The sequence below is a fragment of the Chryseobacterium sp. 'Rf worker isolate 10' genome (genome assembly GCF_050753305.1).
In the GTDB taxonomy this organism is placed as follows: domain Bacteria; phylum Bacteroidota; class Bacteroidia; order Flavobacteriales; family Weeksellaceae; genus Chryseobacterium.
Window position 1 is genome coordinate 386,551 of sequence record NZ_JBOZOF010000001.1, and the last position, 19,180, is coordinate 405,730.

Sequence of the window (19,180 nt, forward strand, 5' to 3'; positions counted from 1 at the left end):
GTAATAATGTAAATTATGTTAACTTGAATTTCAATCAAAAAAAATAGTATTTTTGTTTAAAATAATATAAAATGTTAAATAGGAGGAGAGGAAATTTATTTTTAGCAATATTTTTAGCTTTCATAGGAAACTTTATTTTGGCTCAAAATAAAGGAAGGGTAGAAATTGCTGCAAAACCTAAAGCTGCTTCTTTAAGAGCTGGTGTCTTTATAGATGTAAATGCACCAAGTTACCCGGAATCCGGCTATCCTATCACTCAATTGATAAAAGATGTTCTTATATCGGGAGGTACCTGTACCAATTCCAGTGTAAGTAACGTAACGGTATCTCCAAATTTACCTGCTACCAATCAGAACCGAAGCTGGGGATATTTCAATAAATCAAATACCAATTTCCCGTTCAGTAAAGGGATTATCCTTTCAACGGGATATGCTAATAAAGCAGGAAATGTTTTTCAGGGGGCTTTAAGTGATGACCTGGGAACCGGAGGAGATGTAGATTTGGCCAATGCACTGGGAATTGCCAATTCTAATCTTACAAATGCTACCTCTATAGAATTTGACTTTGTAGCAGCATCTACTGAAATTACTTTCAGATATTTATTTGCCTCAAAAGAATATCAGCAAAACTTTCCGTGTACGATTACAGATGGTTTTGCCCTATTGTTAAAGAAATCAACTGATCCTAATTATACGAACTTGGCAGTGCTTCCCGCTGGAGCAGGACCTGTAAGTGTTACTAATATCCACCCGCAGTATCAAAACTGTGGACCTAAAAACGAAGTTTATTACGGGGGAACAAATACGGCTCAGATCGAAACCAATTTTAACGGACGTACTATTCCGCTTACCGCTAAAGCTACTGTAATTCCAGGAGAAACGTATCACTTTAAAATTGTTTTGGCGGATTATCAGGATCCCAACTTTGATTCTGCAGTCTTTCTGGAAGCAGGTTCATTCGATATTGGAGTAAAAATTCTTGATCCGGCAGGAGTACAGCTTCCTGCATCTGTCAATATGTGTGATAATACACCACAGACCTTTACAGCTTCAGTTCAGGGATCCAATATTACTTATCAGTGGTATCTAGGTACTAACCCGATTGCAGGGGCAACCAATGCGAGCTACACAGCAACAGCGCCAGGGGTATATACCGTTAAAGTTTTTATTCAGGGAAACAGTTGTCCGGGAGAGGCTACTATCACCGTAGTAGGCGGAACATCTCCTACAGTACAGAATGCTACATTAACAGCCTGCTATGCTGCCGGAAATGCTACATTTAATTTAACATCAGCACAGCCTTCAATAAGTACTACTCCGGGAGCTGTGTTTACCTACTATACCACATTGGCGGATGCTAATGCAGGAAATGCCAATACAATTCCTAATCCAACAGCTTATCAAAGTCCGGGTGGGACGGTATATGTAAGAGTAGCCAACGGTTTCTGTGCAAAAGTAGCCGAGCTGCAATTGGTAAAAGCACCACAAATGATACCTACTATTGCTCCTCCGATAGTACTAACGTGTGCTAATTCTCAGACGACACTGGATGCATCTGCCTCAGTTTATCCGGCAGGTGCTACATTCAACTGGACGACTACGGGAGGAAATATTGTTTCAGGAGGAACTACCTTAAACCCTGTGATCAATGCAGCAGGAACATATACTTTAACCATTACAAAAGTTTACCAGCCAGGAAATATCAGCTGTACAGCTGTAGGTACTGTAACTGTAACAGGAAATAGTGCACCGCCGGTTACCGGACTTGTAGCAAATAAAATAAAAATCTGTAAAGGAGACTCTGTAACGCTTACTGCTTCAGGTGGGGCTACCTATAACTGGGGTAATGGTCTTACCGGAAATGGAAATACGCAGGTTGTTTCACCTACTGTTACAACTACCTATACTGTAACAGCAGTAGGAGCTAACGGTTGTGTATCTCAAAACCCTGCAACTATTACAATTGAAGTGTCAGAACCTTTTACAGCTCAGAATGCAACATTACATAAATGTTATCAGCCAGGATTAGCTTTTAATCTTACAGAGGCACAACCTCAGATAACAGCTACTGCAGGAGTTACTTTTACTTACTATGTCAATCAGGCCGATGCCAATGCTGCTAACGGAAACTTTATTATAACTCCTACAGCATATACACCACCGGGAAATCAGACAATTTATGTATTGGTAAGCAATGGAGGCTGTAGCTATGTAGTGTCTCTACAATTGCTGAAAACAGCTGAGACTACTCTTACAATTGCTGCTCCGCAAACAATTACCTGTACAACTCCTCAGATTACAATCAATGCTTCAGCATCTGTTGTGCCTGCAGGATCTACAATTACCTGGACAACAACCGGCGGAACCATTGTATCAGGAGGTAATACACTTACTCCTGTTGTAAGCGCCGGAGGTACCTATACATTAACTGTTACGAATGTTTCACAGCCAGGAAATTTAAGCTGTACTTTTACTTCAACAGTAACTGTTCAGGAAGATAAGGTAAAACCAGTGGCTGCTGTTGTTTCATCACAGCCTCGTATTTGTATAGGAGAATCTGTAACCCTAACAGCTTCCGGAGGAGTAACCTATAACTGGGGCAATGGTCTTACCGGAAACGGAAATACTCAAGTTGTTTCGCCTACTGTGACTACCACCTATACAGTATTTGCGGTTGGAGCTAACGGTTGTATTTCTGCAACAGCTGCAAGTGTGACAGTTCAGGTAGGTCCGCCTATTGCGGGACTTACCGCATCAAAATTAAAAATCTGTGAAGGAGAATCTGTGACATTGACGGCTTCGGGAGGAATTACCTATAATTGGATTGGTCTTACCGGAAATGGAAATACTCAGGTTGTTACTCCTACCACAACTACAGAATATTCAGTATATGCATTGGGAGGAAACGGATGTAGTTCTGTGAATCCTGCTAAAGTAATTATTGAGGTTGTTCCGGCAATTGTTTCTACCTTAAAAGATGTATTTGTCTGTGCAGGGGATAAGGGAACTCTTGATGCAGGTTCAGGACTAAATTATACTTATCTATGGAGTACGGGGGCGACCACTCAGACTATAACCACTAATATTCCGGGAACATATTCTGTAACGATCAGTAATGGTACTTGTTCCAAAACGTTTTCTGCTCAGCTGATCAATCCTGATCTGCCGCAGTTTACCAATGTTGTTTATGATAATCATATTCTGACCCTTACTGCAAGTAATCCAACGGGAGGTACTTTAGAATATTCCATAGATGGAGGATTAACTTGGCATTCATCTAATGTATTTACAGGTATTTTAAATAATACAATGTATACTTTGATGGTAAGAGTTGTAGGTGCTAAATGTGGTACTTCTCTGGACTATTTTACCTTCATTATCAGCAACGCCATTACCCCTAATATGGATGGTGTAAATGATACCATAGATTTCACAGGAATCAGCGGGTATAAAGATTTTGCAGCTTCCATCTTTGACAGATACGGAGCTGAAGTATTCAAGGCAAGCAAAGGGAATGTTATATGGACCGGATCTTTAAAAGGAATCAATCTTCCTACCGCGACGTATTGGTATAGAGTGCAGTGGGAAAACCCTGCCAGCAAGAAAATGGAACAGCGATCAGGCTGGATTCTCTTGAAGAATAGAAATTAGATAATTATTAAAATAAAAAATAAACAAGAAAATCTTTCAGCAATGAAAGATTTTCTTGTTTTATGATGGAAACGTTATCATGTTTTGTGAATTATCCAAAATCGGGGCTAAATATGTTAAAAACAATCGGTAACACAATGCTGCCACATTATTTGGAGTTTGAACGGATAGGGATTGATTAACGAAAATTGACCCTAAAAGGTTTATATTTTGTTTTTTTGTTGTAAAAAATATAAATATGTATATGAGATATTTAAAAAAAAATTAAATTTGTTGAAACAAAAATATTATGAGAAGATATCTACCGCTTTGTTTATTTTTTTTAGTCATTTCGACTTTTTTATTTTCACAAAATCTTCCTCCGCGGAAACTGGTAAAGAAAACCAGTACTGCCCTGTCCAGAAGAGCAGGAGCTTTTATTGACGTGAATGCTCCGTCATATGCTGAGTCCAGTTATACTATTGAGAAAATGGTAAAAGATGTATTGATTTCATCAGGAACCAATACCTGTCTGACTCCGAATGTATCCAATGTAAAGATTACTCCAAATCACGCTGCAAGTGATGCAAACAGAGCGTGGGGATATTTTCACAAAGCTGCTACCAATTTTCCTTTTAAAGATGGGCTTATTCTTTCTACAGGATACGCCAGAAGAGCTGGTAATGCCTTTGAAGATGCTCTTAATGATGTCAATGGTGGAGGATCGGATCCTGATCTTGCACAGGTAATTGGTGTAGTGGAAAGCAGATTGAATGATGCTGTTCTATTAGAATTTGACTTTGTTCCTACGACCAGCCAAATTAAATTTAACTATCTTATTGCATCAGAGGAATATACAGGTTCGTTCCCTTGTACCTTTGCAGATGCATTTGCGATCTTATTGAGACCTACTTCAGGTGGACCTTATGTGAATATGGCTGTGCTTCCCGGAGGAGCAGGACCGGTAAGTATTACGAATATCCACCCTGCCATCGGGTCCAGTTGTGGTGCTGTAAATGAGCAATATTTTGCAGGATATAACACAGGTAACGTTGAAACCAACTTTAATGGAAGAACAATTCCATTGACTGCCACAGCAACAGTAGTAGCAGGACAGCAATACCACTTCAAAATGGTAATTGCCGATTACAGTGACCATAGCTATGACTCTGCAGTATTCCTGGAAGGAGGATCTTTCAATATTGGAGTAGATCTTTTAGATCCTGCAGGTACAAAATTACCTTCCGATATCAACGTTTGTGATAACGTTCCTCAGGTAATCACTGCTTCCGTAAATGATCCTAACCTTGTTTACCAATGGTATTATAATGGTGCACCAGTACCTAATGCTACTACGAATACCATTACAGCTGTACAGCCTGGTACTTATACAATCGAAGTAAGTGTTCCCGGTAATCCATGTCCGGGTAAAGCTACCATTCAGATTCACGGTGGAACAACTCCTCAGGCTCAGGATGCCACGTTGTTACTTTGTACTACACCGGATATTACAACCTTTGATTTAAGTACCATTACATCTACTATAAGCCCAACGCCGGGAGCCATTTTTAAATTTTACGAAAATCAGGCGGATGCTGTTGCGCAGAATGGCAATTATATTCAGACTCCATTAAACTATAATGGTAATGATGGACAGATCCTTTATGTTCTTGTTTCCAATGGTGGTTTCTGTAGTAAAATAGTTAAACTTACATTGCAGAAAGAAGTAACACCCACAGCTACAGTAAAAGCTTCAAGAATAAAAATATGTCCCGGAGAATCTGTAACCCTTACTGCTGACGGGGGTAACACTTATCTGTGGAGCAACTTCATGGGAACCAGTAATATGCAGACTGTTACTCTATATCAGACAACAACATTTACAGTGTATGCAATTGGTGCAAAAGGGTGTAAATCTCTTAACCCGGCAACCATAAGAATTGAGGTTACACCAGAAATCACTTCACCATTGCAAGATGTTGAAATGTGTATTGGTGATAAAGTGACTCTTGATGCAGGAGCAGGACAAGGATTCAAATACCTTTGGAGTACAGGGGCTACAACCCAGAAAATTGTGGTAGACCAATGGGGAATCTACTCTGTAGAAGTTGACAATGGTATCTGTAAGAAAGTTTTTGAAGCAAAAGTATTGGGGGCAGCCACCCCATTTGTTACAGCTATAAATTATGAAAGTATCAAGAAAACAGTAACGATCACTGCTGAGAACCCGCCAATGAACAATACGCCAAGTACTTTGGAATATTCTATTGATAACGGAATCACCTGGCAGGCTTCAAATGTATTTGCTAATCTTTTAGATAATACAAACTATACTGTTTTAGTAAGAAGAGTAGGTACGCATTGCGTTGGATCTCTTGAATTCTTTACACTTCAGATCAATAATATTATTACTCCGAACGAAGATGGAATCAATGATGTACTTGATCTTAAAGCTCTTGGTGACTTTAAAAACTTTACAGGTTCTGTATATGACAGATATGGAGTAGAGATGTTCAGATTCTCAAAAGAAAATCCTATCTGGGACGGAACCGTAGGTGGTAAGAGACTTCCTACAGCAACATACTGGTATAAGTTCAATTTTGAGTATCCAAAATCAAAAGCTCAGATGAACTGGTCAGGATGGATCATGTTGAAAAACAGAAACTAGAATTGATAATGTAATATAAAAGAAAGCCTTTCAAATTTATTTTGAAAGGCTTTCTGCTTTTAATAAATACTATTTAGCCCAATAAAAAAGCTCCTTCATCAGGAGCTTTTGTTTATTGATTTTCTTTCCAGAGATTGGCGAAATGTATAAAATCTGTTACACTTAATTCTTCGGCCCTTTTATCTAAAAATTCATGTCCTTTCAAAGCTTCAGGAATATTTAAGGATTTCAATGCATTAGAAAGCTTTTTTCTTCTTTGGTTGAATCCTGTTTTTACAATCTGCTTAAAGAGAATTTCGTTGCCTGCAAGACCTTCTTTTGGATTTCTTGTAAGGCGGATTACTCCTGATTTTACTTTCGGAGGTGGATTGAAGACGTTTTCATGTACCGTAAACATGTAGGATACATCATAGTAAGCCTGTATCAGTACAGAAAGAATACCGTAATCTTTAGTTCTAGGAACCGCAGCCGTTCTTTCAGCTACTTCTTTCTGGAACATTCCTACCATTTCCGGGATCAGTTCGTAATAATCTACAATCTTAAATAAGATCTGTGATGAGATATTATACGGGAAATTACCAATGATAGCAATCTGACCATCTTTCAGAAAACTGAAATCCTGTTTCAGGAAATCACCTACAAAAGTCTCTTCAGTAACCTTTGTATAATTGTTTTTCAGGTATTCAATAGATTCCGTGTCTATTTCTGCAAGATAAATGTTCTGATCCTTTTCAAGAAGATATTTGGTAAGAACTCCCATTCCGGGACCTACTTCCATGATGTTAGTATAGTTCTCAAAACTAAGACCTTCTACGATTTTTCTTGCGATATTTTCATCTGTCAGGAAGTGCTGTCCAAGATGTTTTTTTGCTTTTACACTCAAAGTTTTTTATGATTTTATTAACAGTGATTTTCTTTATTTCGTCCCAAATTTCGGAAGATTTTTTCTATTTTAGCCAAAAATTTTAATATTAATGGCTAAATCTGTAGATGAATTTAATAAGAAAAGGCTTCGGTCCAGCAATATTACAGTAGTGATAAGTATTGCCTTAGTGTTATTTTTGTTAGGATTAATGGGGCTTATTCTGATTAATGCCCAGAAGTATTCTGACTATATCAAAGAACAGTTGGTGGTGAACGCCTACTTTGATGAAAACTATGACGCTAAAGATTCTGTAAAAATTGCAAAACTGGAGGAAGAAACTTTTAAAAAGGTACAGACGTTAGCTCCGGTAAAGAAAGCTACCTATATTTCAAGAGATATGGCGGCTAAAGAAGCTAAGAAAACTATGGGAATCGACAGTGATGCATTGTTCGAAGAAAATATTTTTCCATCTTCAATTGAAGTTGCTTTAAAACCGGAATTCGTAGATCCGGCAAAAATTGATGAAGCAATTAAAGAAATAAAATCTGTTCCGGGGATCATTGATGTCAAAAATGACAGTACTTTGATGGTGGATGTTTATAATAACCTGAGCAGAATCTTAAAGTGGATCTTAGGGTTTTCTATTCTGTTCCTGGTACTGGCGGTTGTATTGATCAACAATTCTATCCGTCTGAAAATATTCTCGAAGAGATTTATTATTAAAACGATGCAGCTTGTAGGAGCGAAAAGAAGATTTATCCTTAAACCTTTCATTGTAGAAGCTATTATCTTAGGAGCTATTGGTTCCGTAATTGGTCTTCTTGCATTAGGAGGAGTTTGGTATTACTTCACAAGTCAGATTGGTTCTGCTTTTGTACAGGATAATAATCAGTACTTCTGGTTGATTATCTTAGTATTGGGAGTAGGTATCTTTATTTCTGTTTTAAGTACGATTTTCGCTACATGGAGATTCTTAAAATCAAACGTTGACGATTTATATTACTCTTAACAATGAGCAAAAAAACAAATAAAATTTCCGCTTCAGACTTTGGACATGAAGCCGAAGTACCTCAGGAAAATGCTTTCTATTTCGGACAGCAGAATTTCAAGTGGATGCTGATAGGTCTGGCATTCATTGTAGTTGGATTTCTCCTGATGATGGGACCGGATGCCAATACGGTAGATGGTAAATTTGATCCGAACTCATGGAATGACGGTATCTTTTCTATCAGAAGAATCAGAATAGCACCTCTGTTTGTTGTTATTGGATTTGTAATAGAAGTGTACGCGATCTTAAAAAGAAAATAAATAAATTTTTATATTTAGAGATTAAGAGATTGGGGAATTGAGAATCATGTATTCTGAATTTTCGGATCTCTTAATCTTTTAATTTTTTAAAGAATATGGATTTAATCAAAGCAATTATTATTGCCATTGTAGAAGGATTAACAGAATATCTTCCGATTTCTTCTACCGCACATATGGGATTTACCGCAAACCTGATGGGGCTGGAAGAAACAGAATTTTTAAAAATGTTTCAGGTATCTATTCAGTTTGGAGCTATTTTATCTGTTGTAGTGGCATACTGGAAAAAGTTTTTTGACTTAAATAATATTCAGTTCTATTTTAAACTGGCTTTTGCTGTAGTTCCGGCATTGGTTTTAGGATATTTATTTGATGATAAAATTGAAGCCGTACTTGGAAATCAGATTGCTATTTCTTCCGTATTGGTTGTAGGAGGTGTTGTTTTACTGTTTGCCGACAAATGGTTCAAGAATCCTAAAATTGATGATGAAAAAGGAATTACCATAAGAAAAGCAGTTACTATCGGTTTCTGGCAGTGTCTTGCGATGATGCCTGGAACAAGCCGTAGTGCAGCCTCTATTATTGGAGGAATGACTCAGGGGCTTACCAGAAAAGCAGCTGCAGAATTCTCTTTCTTCCTTGCTGTACCTACGATGCTGGCTGTAACGGTGTACTCCGTTTTTGTGAAAACATGGGGAAAAGAAACACCCAATCCGCAGAAAGGATATGAAATGATTATGGCTTCACAGGATCATATCATGATCTTTGTGGTCGGAAATGTTGTAGCATTTATTGTAGCGCTTATTGCTATCAAGGCATTCATTGGAGTGCTTAATAAATATGGATTTAAACCTTGGGGCTGGTACCGTATTTTCGTTGGAGTTGCCCTATTGATCTATTTTTATTTCTTTAAATAAGAAATTATTCATTTATACCCATTCATGACTGCTGAAGAACTGAAATCAGGATACATTTTTTTATTGGATAAGCCTTTGGACTGGACTTCCTTTCAGGCTGTCAATAAAATGAAATACAAACTTAAAAGGGAATTTAATCTTCCTAAAAAATTTAAAATAGGACATGCCGGGACATTAGATCCCAGAGCTACCGGACTTCTTATCGTCTGCTGCGGAAAATTCACAAAGAAAATTCCTGAGATTCAGGATGCTCCTAAAGAATACTGGACAGAGATCAAAATTGGAGTACAGACAGAATCCTACGATACAGAAAAGCCTGAAATCCTTCAACAGGATATCTCTCATATTACTGAAGAACAAGTAAGAGAAGTGCTGGAAAAATTTGTTGGAGAAATCGAACAAAAGCCACCGATTTACTCGGCAATTAAAATTGATGGCGAAAGAGCTTACAACCTTGCAAGAGCTGGTGAAGAAGTGGAAATGAAGGCAAGAAAAACAACGATCCATTACATTAAAGATATTAAAATCGATTTTCCTTTGGTGAGCTTCATGGTAGGCTGTTCGAAAGGAACGTACATCAGAAGTCTGGCTCATGATATAGGACAGGAATTGGGAGTAGGAGCTTACCTGACCCAATTAAGACGTACCAAGATCGGTGATTATGCTATTGAAGATGCTACAGATCAGTTCTTGAATAGCGAGTACAGATTTGAAGGTCTATAAAATAAAATCATCCCGATTTTAGCAATAAAAATTATCTCAGTTACGGAAAAGACTAATGGAAAAAACGCGTATCAATAAATATTTATCAGAAGTAGGATACTGTTCTAGAAGAGCAGCAGATAAGCTTTTGGAAGAAGGCAGAATCAAAATAAACGGAAAAGTTCCTGAATTGGGAACGAAAGTTTCTGATGAAGATCTGGTAGAGGTAGACGGAAAACCAATCAGAGAAGTTCAGGAAAAGCCAGTATATATTGCTTTTAATAAGCCGGTAGGAATTGTATGTACTACTGATACAAAACGCGAGAAAAATAATATTGTAGACTATATCAACCACCCGAAAAGAATTTTTCCTATCGGCAGGCTGGATAAACCGAGTGAAGGACTTATCCTACTGACAAATGATGGTGATATCGTTAACAAAATCCTGAGAGCCCGCAATAATCACGAGAAAGAATATCTGGTTCGTGTAGATAAACCTATCACTCCCAGATTTCTGGAAAAAATGAGAAATGGTGTTCCCATTCTGGATACGGTGACGAAAAAATGTGAAGTGGAGAAAATTGATGAAATGAATTTCAGAATTATTCTTACCCAGGGACTCAACAGACAAATTCGAAGAATGTGCGAATATCTTGGTTATGAAGTAAAAAAGCTGAAAAGAATTCGTATCATGAACATCAAACTTGATCTTCCAATCGGAAAATGGAGAGATCTGACAGATGATGAAATGAATATGCTGAACACTTTACTTACAGATTCCAGCAAAACAATAGATTAAAACCTATCATATAATTTAACGGCTCCCCCTTCATTTTTTCTCTGGTATAAACAGCAGGGAGTATTCTGATTTATAATTATTCAATGATTTTTCACACTTAAGTGTAATATATTATATTTTTCACTAAAAATGTATTACATTTATAATAGTAATAACCATAATCTAAAAATCATGAAAATAAAATTAAATTCAGTTCTCTTGTTGATTATTTTGACAATGTCTACCAGTTGTCTAAATGATAATCACAATCCGGATCATTCACATGATTCTTCGTTTTACATTGATTACAGAAGTTTAAAAGGATTATCAGACGGAATTGCCGTTATAGAACTCGATCCAGAAGCCCCAAATTTTGGAAATATCAGCAGTAAACTTGAGTTGGGTGTTGGTGTATTGCCTCATCATATTTACTACAATCAGAATGCAAAAAAAATGTTCACAACAGCTTTGGGAGGCAGCTATCTTTATGAAATAAAAACAGGAGAAGACTCTAATGGGCAGCCAAAATTAATAAGTGCAACTCCTATTGATACTGGTGAAAATACCGTAGGTGAAAATATTTTTTTTACTAATGACGGAAGATATTTTATGACCTTTATGGGTGGGGCAGGAGGTCCAAAAGATGGAAGTATAGGTGTTTTTAATGCTAATAATCAGCTTATCAAAACCATTAAAGCACCCATTCAAACTAATCCTAATCAATTCATAATGTATCCGCATGGTATTTCAGTGAATGAAGAAAAAGGATTGATGATGGTAACTTCTACCATTCACCCGGATCTGACTACCGGAATGGGCAATACCTGTACTTTATTAGATCTGAATACTTACGAAATAAAGGAGACCTATCAGGTTGCGGACTCGCCTACGGATCTGTCCGCACCAGTTGAGGTTTTATTACTGCGCGGAAAATTCCCACAATATGCACTTGCTACAACAATGCTGGGTGGCGATATCTGGATGGCTCCCTATAATTCCACCACCAAAAAATATGATGCTTTTACTAAAATTTTTGAAGGAAGCTCACAAGGATTAGGCTGGACGCTCGAAATGTATATTGATGACTCAAACAAACTCTATGTAAGTTTTGCAGATCCCGGAAAAGTACTTGTCTTTGATATCAACAATCTTCCTCAGCTGAAACTTTTAAAGACTCTTGACGCGGATAAAGGAGCTCATCATATGGCTTTCTTTAAAACCAAATCAGGAAAAGATGTGGTAGCAGTACAAAATAATTTATTGGATATCCCTAACTTAAATTCCGGAACCATAAGTATAATTGATATCAATACAGGAAAAAAACTAGGTACAGTAGATTTACGAAATAAATATGGAATACTTCCGGAATCCATTGAAGGAACCAATGGACCAAGTAATTATATGCATCACTAAAATTTAGTATAACATTTTTAGATAGAAAACTATTCCAAAAAAGGAATAGTTTTTTGTTGGAGATCAATAATTGATTCCTTAATATCTTAAGTGGGGCGTGTTTGTTTTGGAATCCAAATGTATTTTGGACTTGTATTATTTTACATATAGCCTCATTCTTTCTTCATACTCAGGTTTTAGTTTTAAAAGTTTCCATATTTTTTTATCATCAGGATTACTAATTCTGTAGAATATGATTTTGTCTGCGGAATATTTGAAATAGGGATGATTCTTAAGCCAATCTTCAGGCGCGTCTACCAAAGAATATTTCGGAACCTCTGAAGTATTCAATGGTGCTATTGAAATCAATTTTTGAACAAGCTCCTGATTAATATTGTATGTACTTAAAATCTGCTGCTTGTTGATAAAACCTCCAAGCTTCTTCCTAAAACCAATAATTGAGCCTGCACTTCTTTCATCCAGACCAAACTCTATAAGCTGTCTGAAAGTAATAGTATTGAGGTCTGTCTTTGAAAAATCAGTTTTTTCCTGTTGTTTTTCCTGAAGTTTAATGTAAGGTTTCATTTCCTGAAATTTCTCAGATGAAATCACAAAGCATTTTTGTAGATCTTCTATACTTTTAAAACTTCCCCGCAAATTTCTATCCCGGTAATTGATAATGGTGAAACTCTGTTTTTCAGAAAAACCAAGGGCTTTCCATCCCTCTAAATCCAGTAGATTAGGATCAAAAGTATGATATTGAACCTTGGTTTTAACCGTACTGTTTTTTGCGAAATTTCTGAAATTTTCAGGAGTTTTCGAGGGCAATAGGAGGTAGGGTTCAAGCTTGCCGTAATTTTCCGGTGAAATAATGAAACATTCTCTAAATTTTTCCTTGCTGATAAAGCTTCCTCCTAAATAGTTTTTATACTTTAAAATAGCTTCCGCCTGTCGTTCACTGAATCCCATTTTGAGCCAATCATTGGCAGAAAACTGATCAGGATTGAATTTTCTCGCAATTGTAAGTTCTTTTTTATCGATTTTATTATACTCTTTAGATTTTCCTACTTCTATTATTTCAGGAAGCAATATAAATGATGCCAGTTCGTTGAATTTCTCTTCAGAAATTGCATAGCATTTTTTCAACTGCTCCTTTGATGTAAATTTTCCACCCAATATATCTTTGTACTTGAGAATAGTAGCGGTCTGTTTCTCTGAAAAGCCTAGTTTCTGCCATTGTCCTTTATCCAGTGTATTAGGATCAAAATCTGATATATTAGTAAATGTAGAAGTGCTTGAAATGAATTTTACATCAGGGAAAGGTTCTTTTTCCCGACTGGTGTACTTCTGATAGGCAAATAAAATGGTCAGTAATGTGATCATAAATGCCAATTTCCGGTAATAGTTTTTTCTCATCATCCGGTAAACCTATTAATAAAAACAAAGCATGGCAATAGCTGATCCTGAAATGATTAAAGATTGTTTTAAAATTATTAGTAATGATTTAAAAGTTAATATAAAAACTCTCTTTCGTGTGATGTAGTTTCTTAATTGAGTATAAATATTCTGATTTTGCTTTCTATACTTTTTGTTTTTAATACGACAGGTTTTGTCGTTGCACTGTGATAATTTTGCATTAGAATAAGATAGATTTTAATACATCATAAAGGAAATTTAATGATTAATAGTATGGTTTAAAGCATACCACATTAAAATAATTTCAGTGTCTTAAAAAGTGTTAAATTCGCGCAGTTTTAAATAAACTGATTAATAATTCAAAAAACAACAAAGTGTGAGAAAACTTTATCTCAGTGCGCTAATCTTATGCGCAGGCTTGAGCATATCCGCTCAGGAAGTGGTATGGCAGAAAGACATCAAATCCTCTACCCAGGATTTCTTAAGTCAGGTTACCACAACCATTGACCAACAATATCTGATCACAGGAAGTTCGATACAGTCTAAAAGCCAATCGCCAGCAGCCAGTGGCCAAAAGCAGAATAACGGCTACGATTTTCATCTGGTAAAACTGAATCAACAGGGAGAAGAAGTTTGGGAAAAATACTTTTCAGGACAGAATCATGATTATTTATCTGCAACTGTTACCACACAAGACGGAGGGTTTCTTTTAGCCGGAACATCCTATTCAGGAAAAGGGCTGGATAAAAAAGAAGATTCCAAAGGTGGATCAGATATCTGGCTGATCAGAATCAATGAATTCGGAGATGAATTATGGCAGAAAACTTTAGGGAGTTCTTCGGATGAAGAAGCAAGAGCTGTGATTCAGACTACAGATTTAGGATTTTTCGTTGCGGGTAATATACAGAACTCTTCAAAGGGCTATGGTTCCAAAGATGTCTTCATTACAAGATTGGATAAAGACGGAAAAGAACTCTCCCAATCAATTTTAGGTGGAAGAGGCTTAGATGAAGTTGAAAAAATGATTCCAACTCGTGATGGCGGAGCATTACTGGGAATTTATTCCAGAAGTACATCTGTTAAAACAAATAATCAGCAATCAACGATCAATACAAATACTCCGTCTGAAAGAACTGCAACCCATAACCTAGTATCTGCAACCTCAAAGCAAAGCGATAACTTCGGCGAAGGAGATTACTGGATTGTTAAGTTAGACAAAAACGGAAAAGTTGAATGGGAAAAGAACTTTGGAGGAAAAGGTGACGATCATATCAGAACGCTGGCTTTAACTTCAAGCGGCTTTATCATTGGTGGAGAGTCAAGATCAGAAAGATCGGGGAACAAAACAGTAGGCATTGAAGAAGGAACAGATCTTTGGCTGATTTCTCTAAATGAAAGAGGGGATGAACAGTGGCAGAAATCCTATAATTTCAAAAACCGTGATGTTTTGATGGGAATGAGCGTTCTGCATTCTGCAGATGACAAATCATTTAAAGGTATTTTGTTGGGAGGTTATACTCAAGCTGAGGGGAGAATACAAACTAATGATGAAACTTTCTGGATGTTATATTTAGATCAAAATGGAAATGAGCAGTGGAGAAAACACGTCAAAGGAGAATCCAGAAAGAAAGAAGAAAGACTTTCAGATTTAAAACTTAACAGAGACGGTTCCATTGTTTTGGCAGGAACCAGTACAGAAGAATTGGGTAAAGAAAACTGGAAGATTGTAAAGCTGGGCGACAAACAAGTTGATCAGCTGATTGAAAAATATGACATCAAGATCTATCCAAATCCAGTCTCAGACTATGCTTATGTAGAAATTGGTTTTGATTCTTCGACAGGCTCAGGACAGGGCTTCAAGGATGCGGATATTCTATTGTACGACATGAGCGGAAGACAACTTCAAAGTATAAAAACCAAGAACAAAGTAACCAAGATTAATACTCAGGCTTTGGTTCAGGGCGCTTATCTGGTTACGATAAAAACGGATACTAATAAAACGGCGAATGCTAAATTAATTAAGAAATGAAATATAAATAATGAAAAAGATATTTATCATAATATTGTACTTTTTTAATTTGATTGTTTTAAATGCACAAAATCAAATTAATGTTAATTTTCCCACTTCACCAGAAGTGGCCATGTTTAAACGATTTGGAGATATTCCTGTTGGAACATATACAGGGGTAGCACAAACTAGCGTTCCTATTTATGCAATTCGAGAATCAGGTTTTGAGATGCCTATTTCTCTAAATTATAATGCATCAGGTATTAAATTGGATGATCAGGCTACATGGGTAGGATTAGGTTGGGATCTGATGCCTGAAGGTATAATCTATCAAGATGTTAGAGGGAAAGCAGATCAGAATGATATAAGTTATTCAACACCAAATGAATATACTCCATTTTATAATAGGCTTGAGGCATATCCGGGAGGAACAGGAAGGTTTAAAGTTGTAAAACAAAAAGGATTTGTGGGATATGACTGGTGTACTATTGGTAATCAACAAAATCCGGGATGTTTCCCTCCTTCATCTCCAAGCGGCTCTGATGGAAATACAGTTGTAAATGAAATAGTGTTTGGAAAGAATGCTGATGTTGATATTTTCAGATTTAGTTTCTTTGGACATAGCGGAAGTTTTTTTATTAATCTTCAAACTCGAGAAATTGTTCAGCTGGAGAAAAATGAGAATTTAAAATTTGAAGTTTATAATGATCAAATCATAGCTACTGATAATAATGGAATAAAATATTATTTTGGGCAAAAAGAAGTATTTTTAAGCTATAATGGAACATCTTTATCAGAAGAATTTTCAAGTAGAAGTTATAAAATCAACAAAATAGTACTTCCAAATAATAAAGAGATCTCATTTGAATATCAAGATGCGAATTATAATTTTTACTCTTTTGCTCAACAGAGAAATATTAGAACGTCAGCTTATAGTTTAGGATCTGTTGATATGTGCTATGGAAAGATAAACTATCAGTTTGAACCAGCACAAGCTATATTGAATAATAGTAATGTTAAAATTTTGAAAAAAATTAAGACAGATGAATTAGAAATAATTTTTAACCTTGGAGATAGACAGGATATTAATCTATATAGCTGGAACAATCTTAAGAAACTTGAATCCATTGACTTTATAAATAGAAGAAATAATAAAAAATTAAAATCCTTAGATTTTACTTATACTTATTTTCCCTATCAAGATAACTTCCCATCTGCTATTACCGAATTGCAAAACTTTAATCAAATGAAAGATGCATTCGGAAAAAGATTAAAATTAGATAAAGTTTCTTTTTTTATTTATGATAATAACGGTAACAAAATAAGCGATAATAACGAATTTAAATTTGATTATAATCTTTCCAATACCTTACCTCCAAAAGTTTCTTTTGCTAAAGATTTCTGGGGATATTACAATGGGTATTCTAGTAATTATTTATTACCTGATTTAAGTTTTTATCTCACACCTGCAATGGGAGTACCAGTATATTATGAAGGAAATAATAGGTATTCTAATAAAAATTATGTCAGTTCTTATATGCTTAAAAGAATTGAATATCCTACTAAGGGGTTTACTGATTATGAATATGAACTCAATTCCTTTAATAATCAGTTTATTCCCAGTCATGATCAGATATTCAATCTCACTGAAACTATCAATCTTAATAATAATGGCATAGGAGGGTATAGCTCTCTAAACAATATATATGATTTTCCATACGACTTTGGGGGTTCTTTAAATTTCCATGCCGAATTCTCTGGTGGATTTGATGGTGGATCTTCCGGGCCCCAGTCTAAAAGATATAACTACTATCAAATGACTGATGCAAATGCTAATATTAAATTGCTAAAAATAAAAAAGAATACAGGTGGTGGGGAAACTATATTAGAAGTTATTAAAGAATGGAAGTTTGGGGAGCTTACCAATAATACAGCTTTCAGCCAAAACTATAATTTTCAAATGGACGGAGTATTCGAAATTATCGGTTCTAATGATCCTACTATTCAATATAGGGTGATATTAAATATAAATAATAGTATGTATCAACCAGCAGATATTTATCACTCTGCTGGTGTAAAAACTGCTTTTACTATGGTTAAGAAGCCTAATATAGGTAGTGATTTTACTTCCTATGGTCATGGGCCTAGAATTAAGTCGTTAAAAAATTATTCAAGTCAAGGAACATTATCTGAATGGAAAGAATATGAATATGGAAAGGGCGTTCTTCATAATAGAATAAGTCCATTAAAGCAAAAGGATTATTATTGCTTTAATTGTGGGCAGGCAACAAACTGTTCTGATTCTTATTCTTATAATAGTTTTTGGTTTATTACAGACCAGATTTCTTCTGGTGAATATGATGCTGTAGGGTATAGTAAAGTTATGGAGAGTATAGTTGATGTTAATAATCCATCACAAATAAAAGGAAAAACAGAATATAATTATAACAATTTAGAAAACACTGTAGCAGACTATTTTCCCGTAATTAAAAATCAGCTTAATGGCCTTTTGGAGCAAAAAGTCCTAAAAGATGCAGGCAACAATTTTATTGAATCTGTTACCTATAAATATAAGAATTTATTACCATTTAATCAATTTTATAGTGTTAGGGCAGAAAAGAAATTTTTATTGAGTGGAAAAGATCCCTTAATCGCTTCAACAGGAGAATATGATGGTATTGCAAAATATCATTTTTATACAACTCCTATGATGGCTGAATTTCATAAAATTGATTCTACAATTTCTAAACTATATTTTGGTAATAAAATTATCGAAACCAAAGAACACTTTTCTTATAATAATGGTTTAGTTCAGAAACATGAATTAATAAACCCTGACGAGACTATTATCACAAATTATAAATATTCAGAAGAGGGTAACAATTCTTATTTATTTGATAAAGGAATTACTGGTGTCCCATTGGAGACTGAACTAAAAAATAACGGTAAGACTATTTCTAAAATTGAGAAAAAGTACCCATTATCTCAAGCTGATGCAGACTCAAAGACAGTTGGGCTTCCACTCCCAACATCTATCGTGTCTACCGATTTGCAAAATACCCAAACTACAGAAGTAACGTATGATCAATACGACTCCAAAGGAAATCTTCAGCAGTACACTACAAAAGATGGTATCTCAACGGTTATCATCTGGGGCTATAACCAAACCCAGCCTATTGCTAAAATAGAAAATGTGAAAATAGCAGCCATCCCGCAGTCGATAATCGATACTCTTGTTAATGCTTCCAATACAGATGCAGCAGCAGGAAGTAATAATGATGAGACAAATTTGCTTACCGCATTTAACAATTTTAAAAACACGCTGCCTGGTTATCAGATTACCACCTACAGCTACGATCCGTTAATTGGAGTCAGAAGCATTACTCCGCCTTCAGGAATCAGAGAAAATTATCTCTATGATTCTGCAGGAAGGCTTCAGAAGATAGTAGATGTCAATGGTCAGATTGTAAAGGAGATGAAATACAACTATAAAAACTAAC

12 protein-coding genes are annotated in these 19,180 nt (G+C 35.8%); 10 read left to right on the forward strand and 2 right to left on the reverse strand.

The window, feature by feature from the left end; genetic code table 11:
• Positions 1 to 71 precede the first annotated feature (71 nt).
• Together LKL37_RS01730 and LKL37_RS01735 are read left to right on the forward strand one after the other, a co-directional pair.
• On the forward strand, positions 72 to 3,650 hold the full coding sequence (locus tag LKL37_RS01730; protein WP_431608858.1) for a choice-of-anchor L domain-containing protein: 3,579 nt from the start codon (positions 72 to 74) through the stop codon (positions 3,648 to 3,650).
• A gap of 289 nt (positions 3,651 to 3,939) precedes the next feature.
• Entirely contained in the window at positions 3,940 to 6,297 is a 2,358-nt protein-coding gene (locus LKL37_RS01735; RefSeq protein WP_431608859.1) for a choice-of-anchor L domain-containing protein, read from the forward strand.
• Between the two features lie 112 nt (positions 6,298 to 6,409).
• On the opposite strand, the gene rsmA is transcribed toward LKL37_RS01735, so the two are convergent.
• Complete coding sequence (gene rsmA, locus LKL37_RS01740; RefSeq protein ID WP_431608860.1) at positions 6,410 to 7,180, reverse strand: 16S rRNA (adenine(1518)-N(6)/adenine(1519)-N(6))-dimethyltransferase RsmA; 771 nt, start codon at positions 7,178 to 7,180, stop codon at positions 6,410 to 6,412.
• A gap of 91 nt (positions 7,181 to 7,271) precedes the next feature.
• On the opposite strand from rsmA, the gene LKL37_RS01745 reads away from it, so the two are divergent.
• The 6 genes from LKL37_RS01745 to LKL37_RS01770 all read left to right on the forward strand — a co-directional run bounded on the left by LKL37_RS01745 (position 7,272) and on the right by LKL37_RS01770 (position 12,277).
• Positions 7,272 to 8,171, forward strand: coding sequence for a cell division protein FtsX (locus LKL37_RS01745; protein WP_431608861.1), 900 nt, complete (start codon positions 7,272 to 7,274; stop codon positions 8,169 to 8,171).
• Positions 8,172 to 8,173: 2 nt separating this feature from the next.
• Positions 8,174 to 8,470, forward strand: coding sequence for a DUF3098 domain-containing protein (locus LKL37_RS01750; RefSeq protein ID WP_185126234.1), 297 nt, complete (start codon positions 8,174 to 8,176; stop codon positions 8,468 to 8,470).
• Positions 8,471 to 8,565: 95 nt separating this feature from the next.
• Positions 8,566 to 9,384 (forward strand): undecaprenyl-diphosphate phosphatase, encoded by an 819-nt coding sequence (locus LKL37_RS01755; protein WP_431608862.1) that lies wholly within the window; start codon positions 8,566 to 8,568, stop codon positions 9,382 to 9,384.
• Positions 9,385 to 9,408: 24 nt separating this feature from the next.
• Positions 9,409 to 10,107 (forward strand): tRNA pseudouridine(55) synthase TruB, encoded by a 699-nt coding sequence (gene truB / locus LKL37_RS01760; protein ID WP_431608863.1) that lies wholly within the window; start codon positions 9,409 to 9,411, stop codon positions 10,105 to 10,107.
• A 55-nt stretch (positions 10,108 to 10,162) separates the two neighbouring features.
• Positions 10,163 to 10,885, forward strand: coding sequence for a 23S rRNA pseudouridine(2604) synthase RluF (gene rluF / locus LKL37_RS01765; protein ID WP_431608864.1), 723 nt, complete (start codon positions 10,163 to 10,165; stop codon positions 10,883 to 10,885).
• Between the two features lie 171 nt (positions 10,886 to 11,056).
• Positions 11,057 to 12,277, forward strand: a complete 1,221-nt coding sequence (locus tag LKL37_RS01770) for a YncE family protein (protein ID WP_431608865.1) — start codon at positions 11,057 to 11,059, stop codon at positions 12,275 to 12,277.
• Between the two features lie 135 nt (positions 12,278 to 12,412).
• Here LKL37_RS01770 and LKL37_RS01775 read toward each other — a convergent pair whose 3' ends face one another.
• A complete protein-coding gene (locus LKL37_RS01775) occupies positions 12,413 to 13,639 on the reverse strand; it encodes a hypothetical protein (protein ID WP_431608866.1) in 1,227 nt (408 codons plus the stop codon).
• A 409-nt stretch (positions 13,640 to 14,048) separates the two neighbouring features.
• Here LKL37_RS01775 and LKL37_RS01780 point away from each other — a divergent pair, with 409 nt between their 5' ends.
• Both LKL37_RS01780 and LKL37_RS01785 read left to right on the forward strand, forming a co-directional pair.
• Positions 14,049 to 15,701 (forward strand): T9SS type A sorting domain-containing protein, encoded by a 1,653-nt coding sequence (locus LKL37_RS01780; RefSeq protein WP_431608867.1) that lies wholly within the window; start codon positions 14,049 to 14,051, stop codon positions 15,699 to 15,701.
• Between the two features lie 10 nt (positions 15,702 to 15,711).
• Positions 15,712 to 19,179 (forward strand): hypothetical protein, encoded by a 3,468-nt coding sequence (locus LKL37_RS01785; RefSeq protein WP_431608868.1) that lies wholly within the window; start codon positions 15,712 to 15,714, stop codon positions 19,177 to 19,179.
• The last annotated feature ends 1 nt before the right edge of the window (position 19,180 follow it).

Bases quoted from the DNA above. Each gene is read 5' to 3' on its own strand.
- LKL37_RS01775 (WP_431608866.1), bottom strand. From the start codon at position 13,639: ATGATCACATTACTGACCATTTTATTTGCCTATCAGAAGTACACCAGT.
- LKL37_RS01745 (WP_431608861.1), top strand. From the start codon at position 7,272: ATGGCTAAATCTGTAGATGAATTTAATAAGAAAAGGCTTCGGTCCAGC.
- LKL37_RS01770 (WP_431608865.1), top strand. From the start codon at position 11,057: ATGAAAATAAAATTAAATTCAGTTCTCTTGTTGATTATTTTGACAATG.
- LKL37_RS01730 (WP_431608858.1), top strand. From the start codon at position 72: ATGTTAAATAGGAGGAGAGGAAATTTATTTTTAGCAATATTTTTAGCT.
- LKL37_RS01755 (WP_431608862.1), top strand. From the start codon at position 8,566: ATGGATTTAATCAAAGCAATTATTATTGCCATTGTAGAAGGATTAACA.
- LKL37_RS01735 (WP_431608859.1), top strand. From the start codon at position 3,940: ATGAGAAGATATCTACCGCTTTGTTTATTTTTTTTAGTCATTTCGACT.
- LKL37_RS01750 (WP_185126234.1), top strand. From the start codon at position 8,174: ATGAGCAAAAAAACAAATAAAATTTCCGCTTCAGACTTTGGACATGAA.
- rluF (WP_431608864.1), top strand. From the start codon at position 10,163: ATGGAAAAAACGCGTATCAATAAATATTTATCAGAAGTAGGATACTGT.
- LKL37_RS01785 (WP_431608868.1), top strand. From the start codon at position 15,712: ATGAAAAAGATATTTATCATAATATTGTACTTTTTTAATTTGATTGTT.
- truB (WP_431608863.1), top strand. From the start codon at position 9,409: ATGACTGCTGAAGAACTGAAATCAGGATACATTTTTTTATTGGATAAG.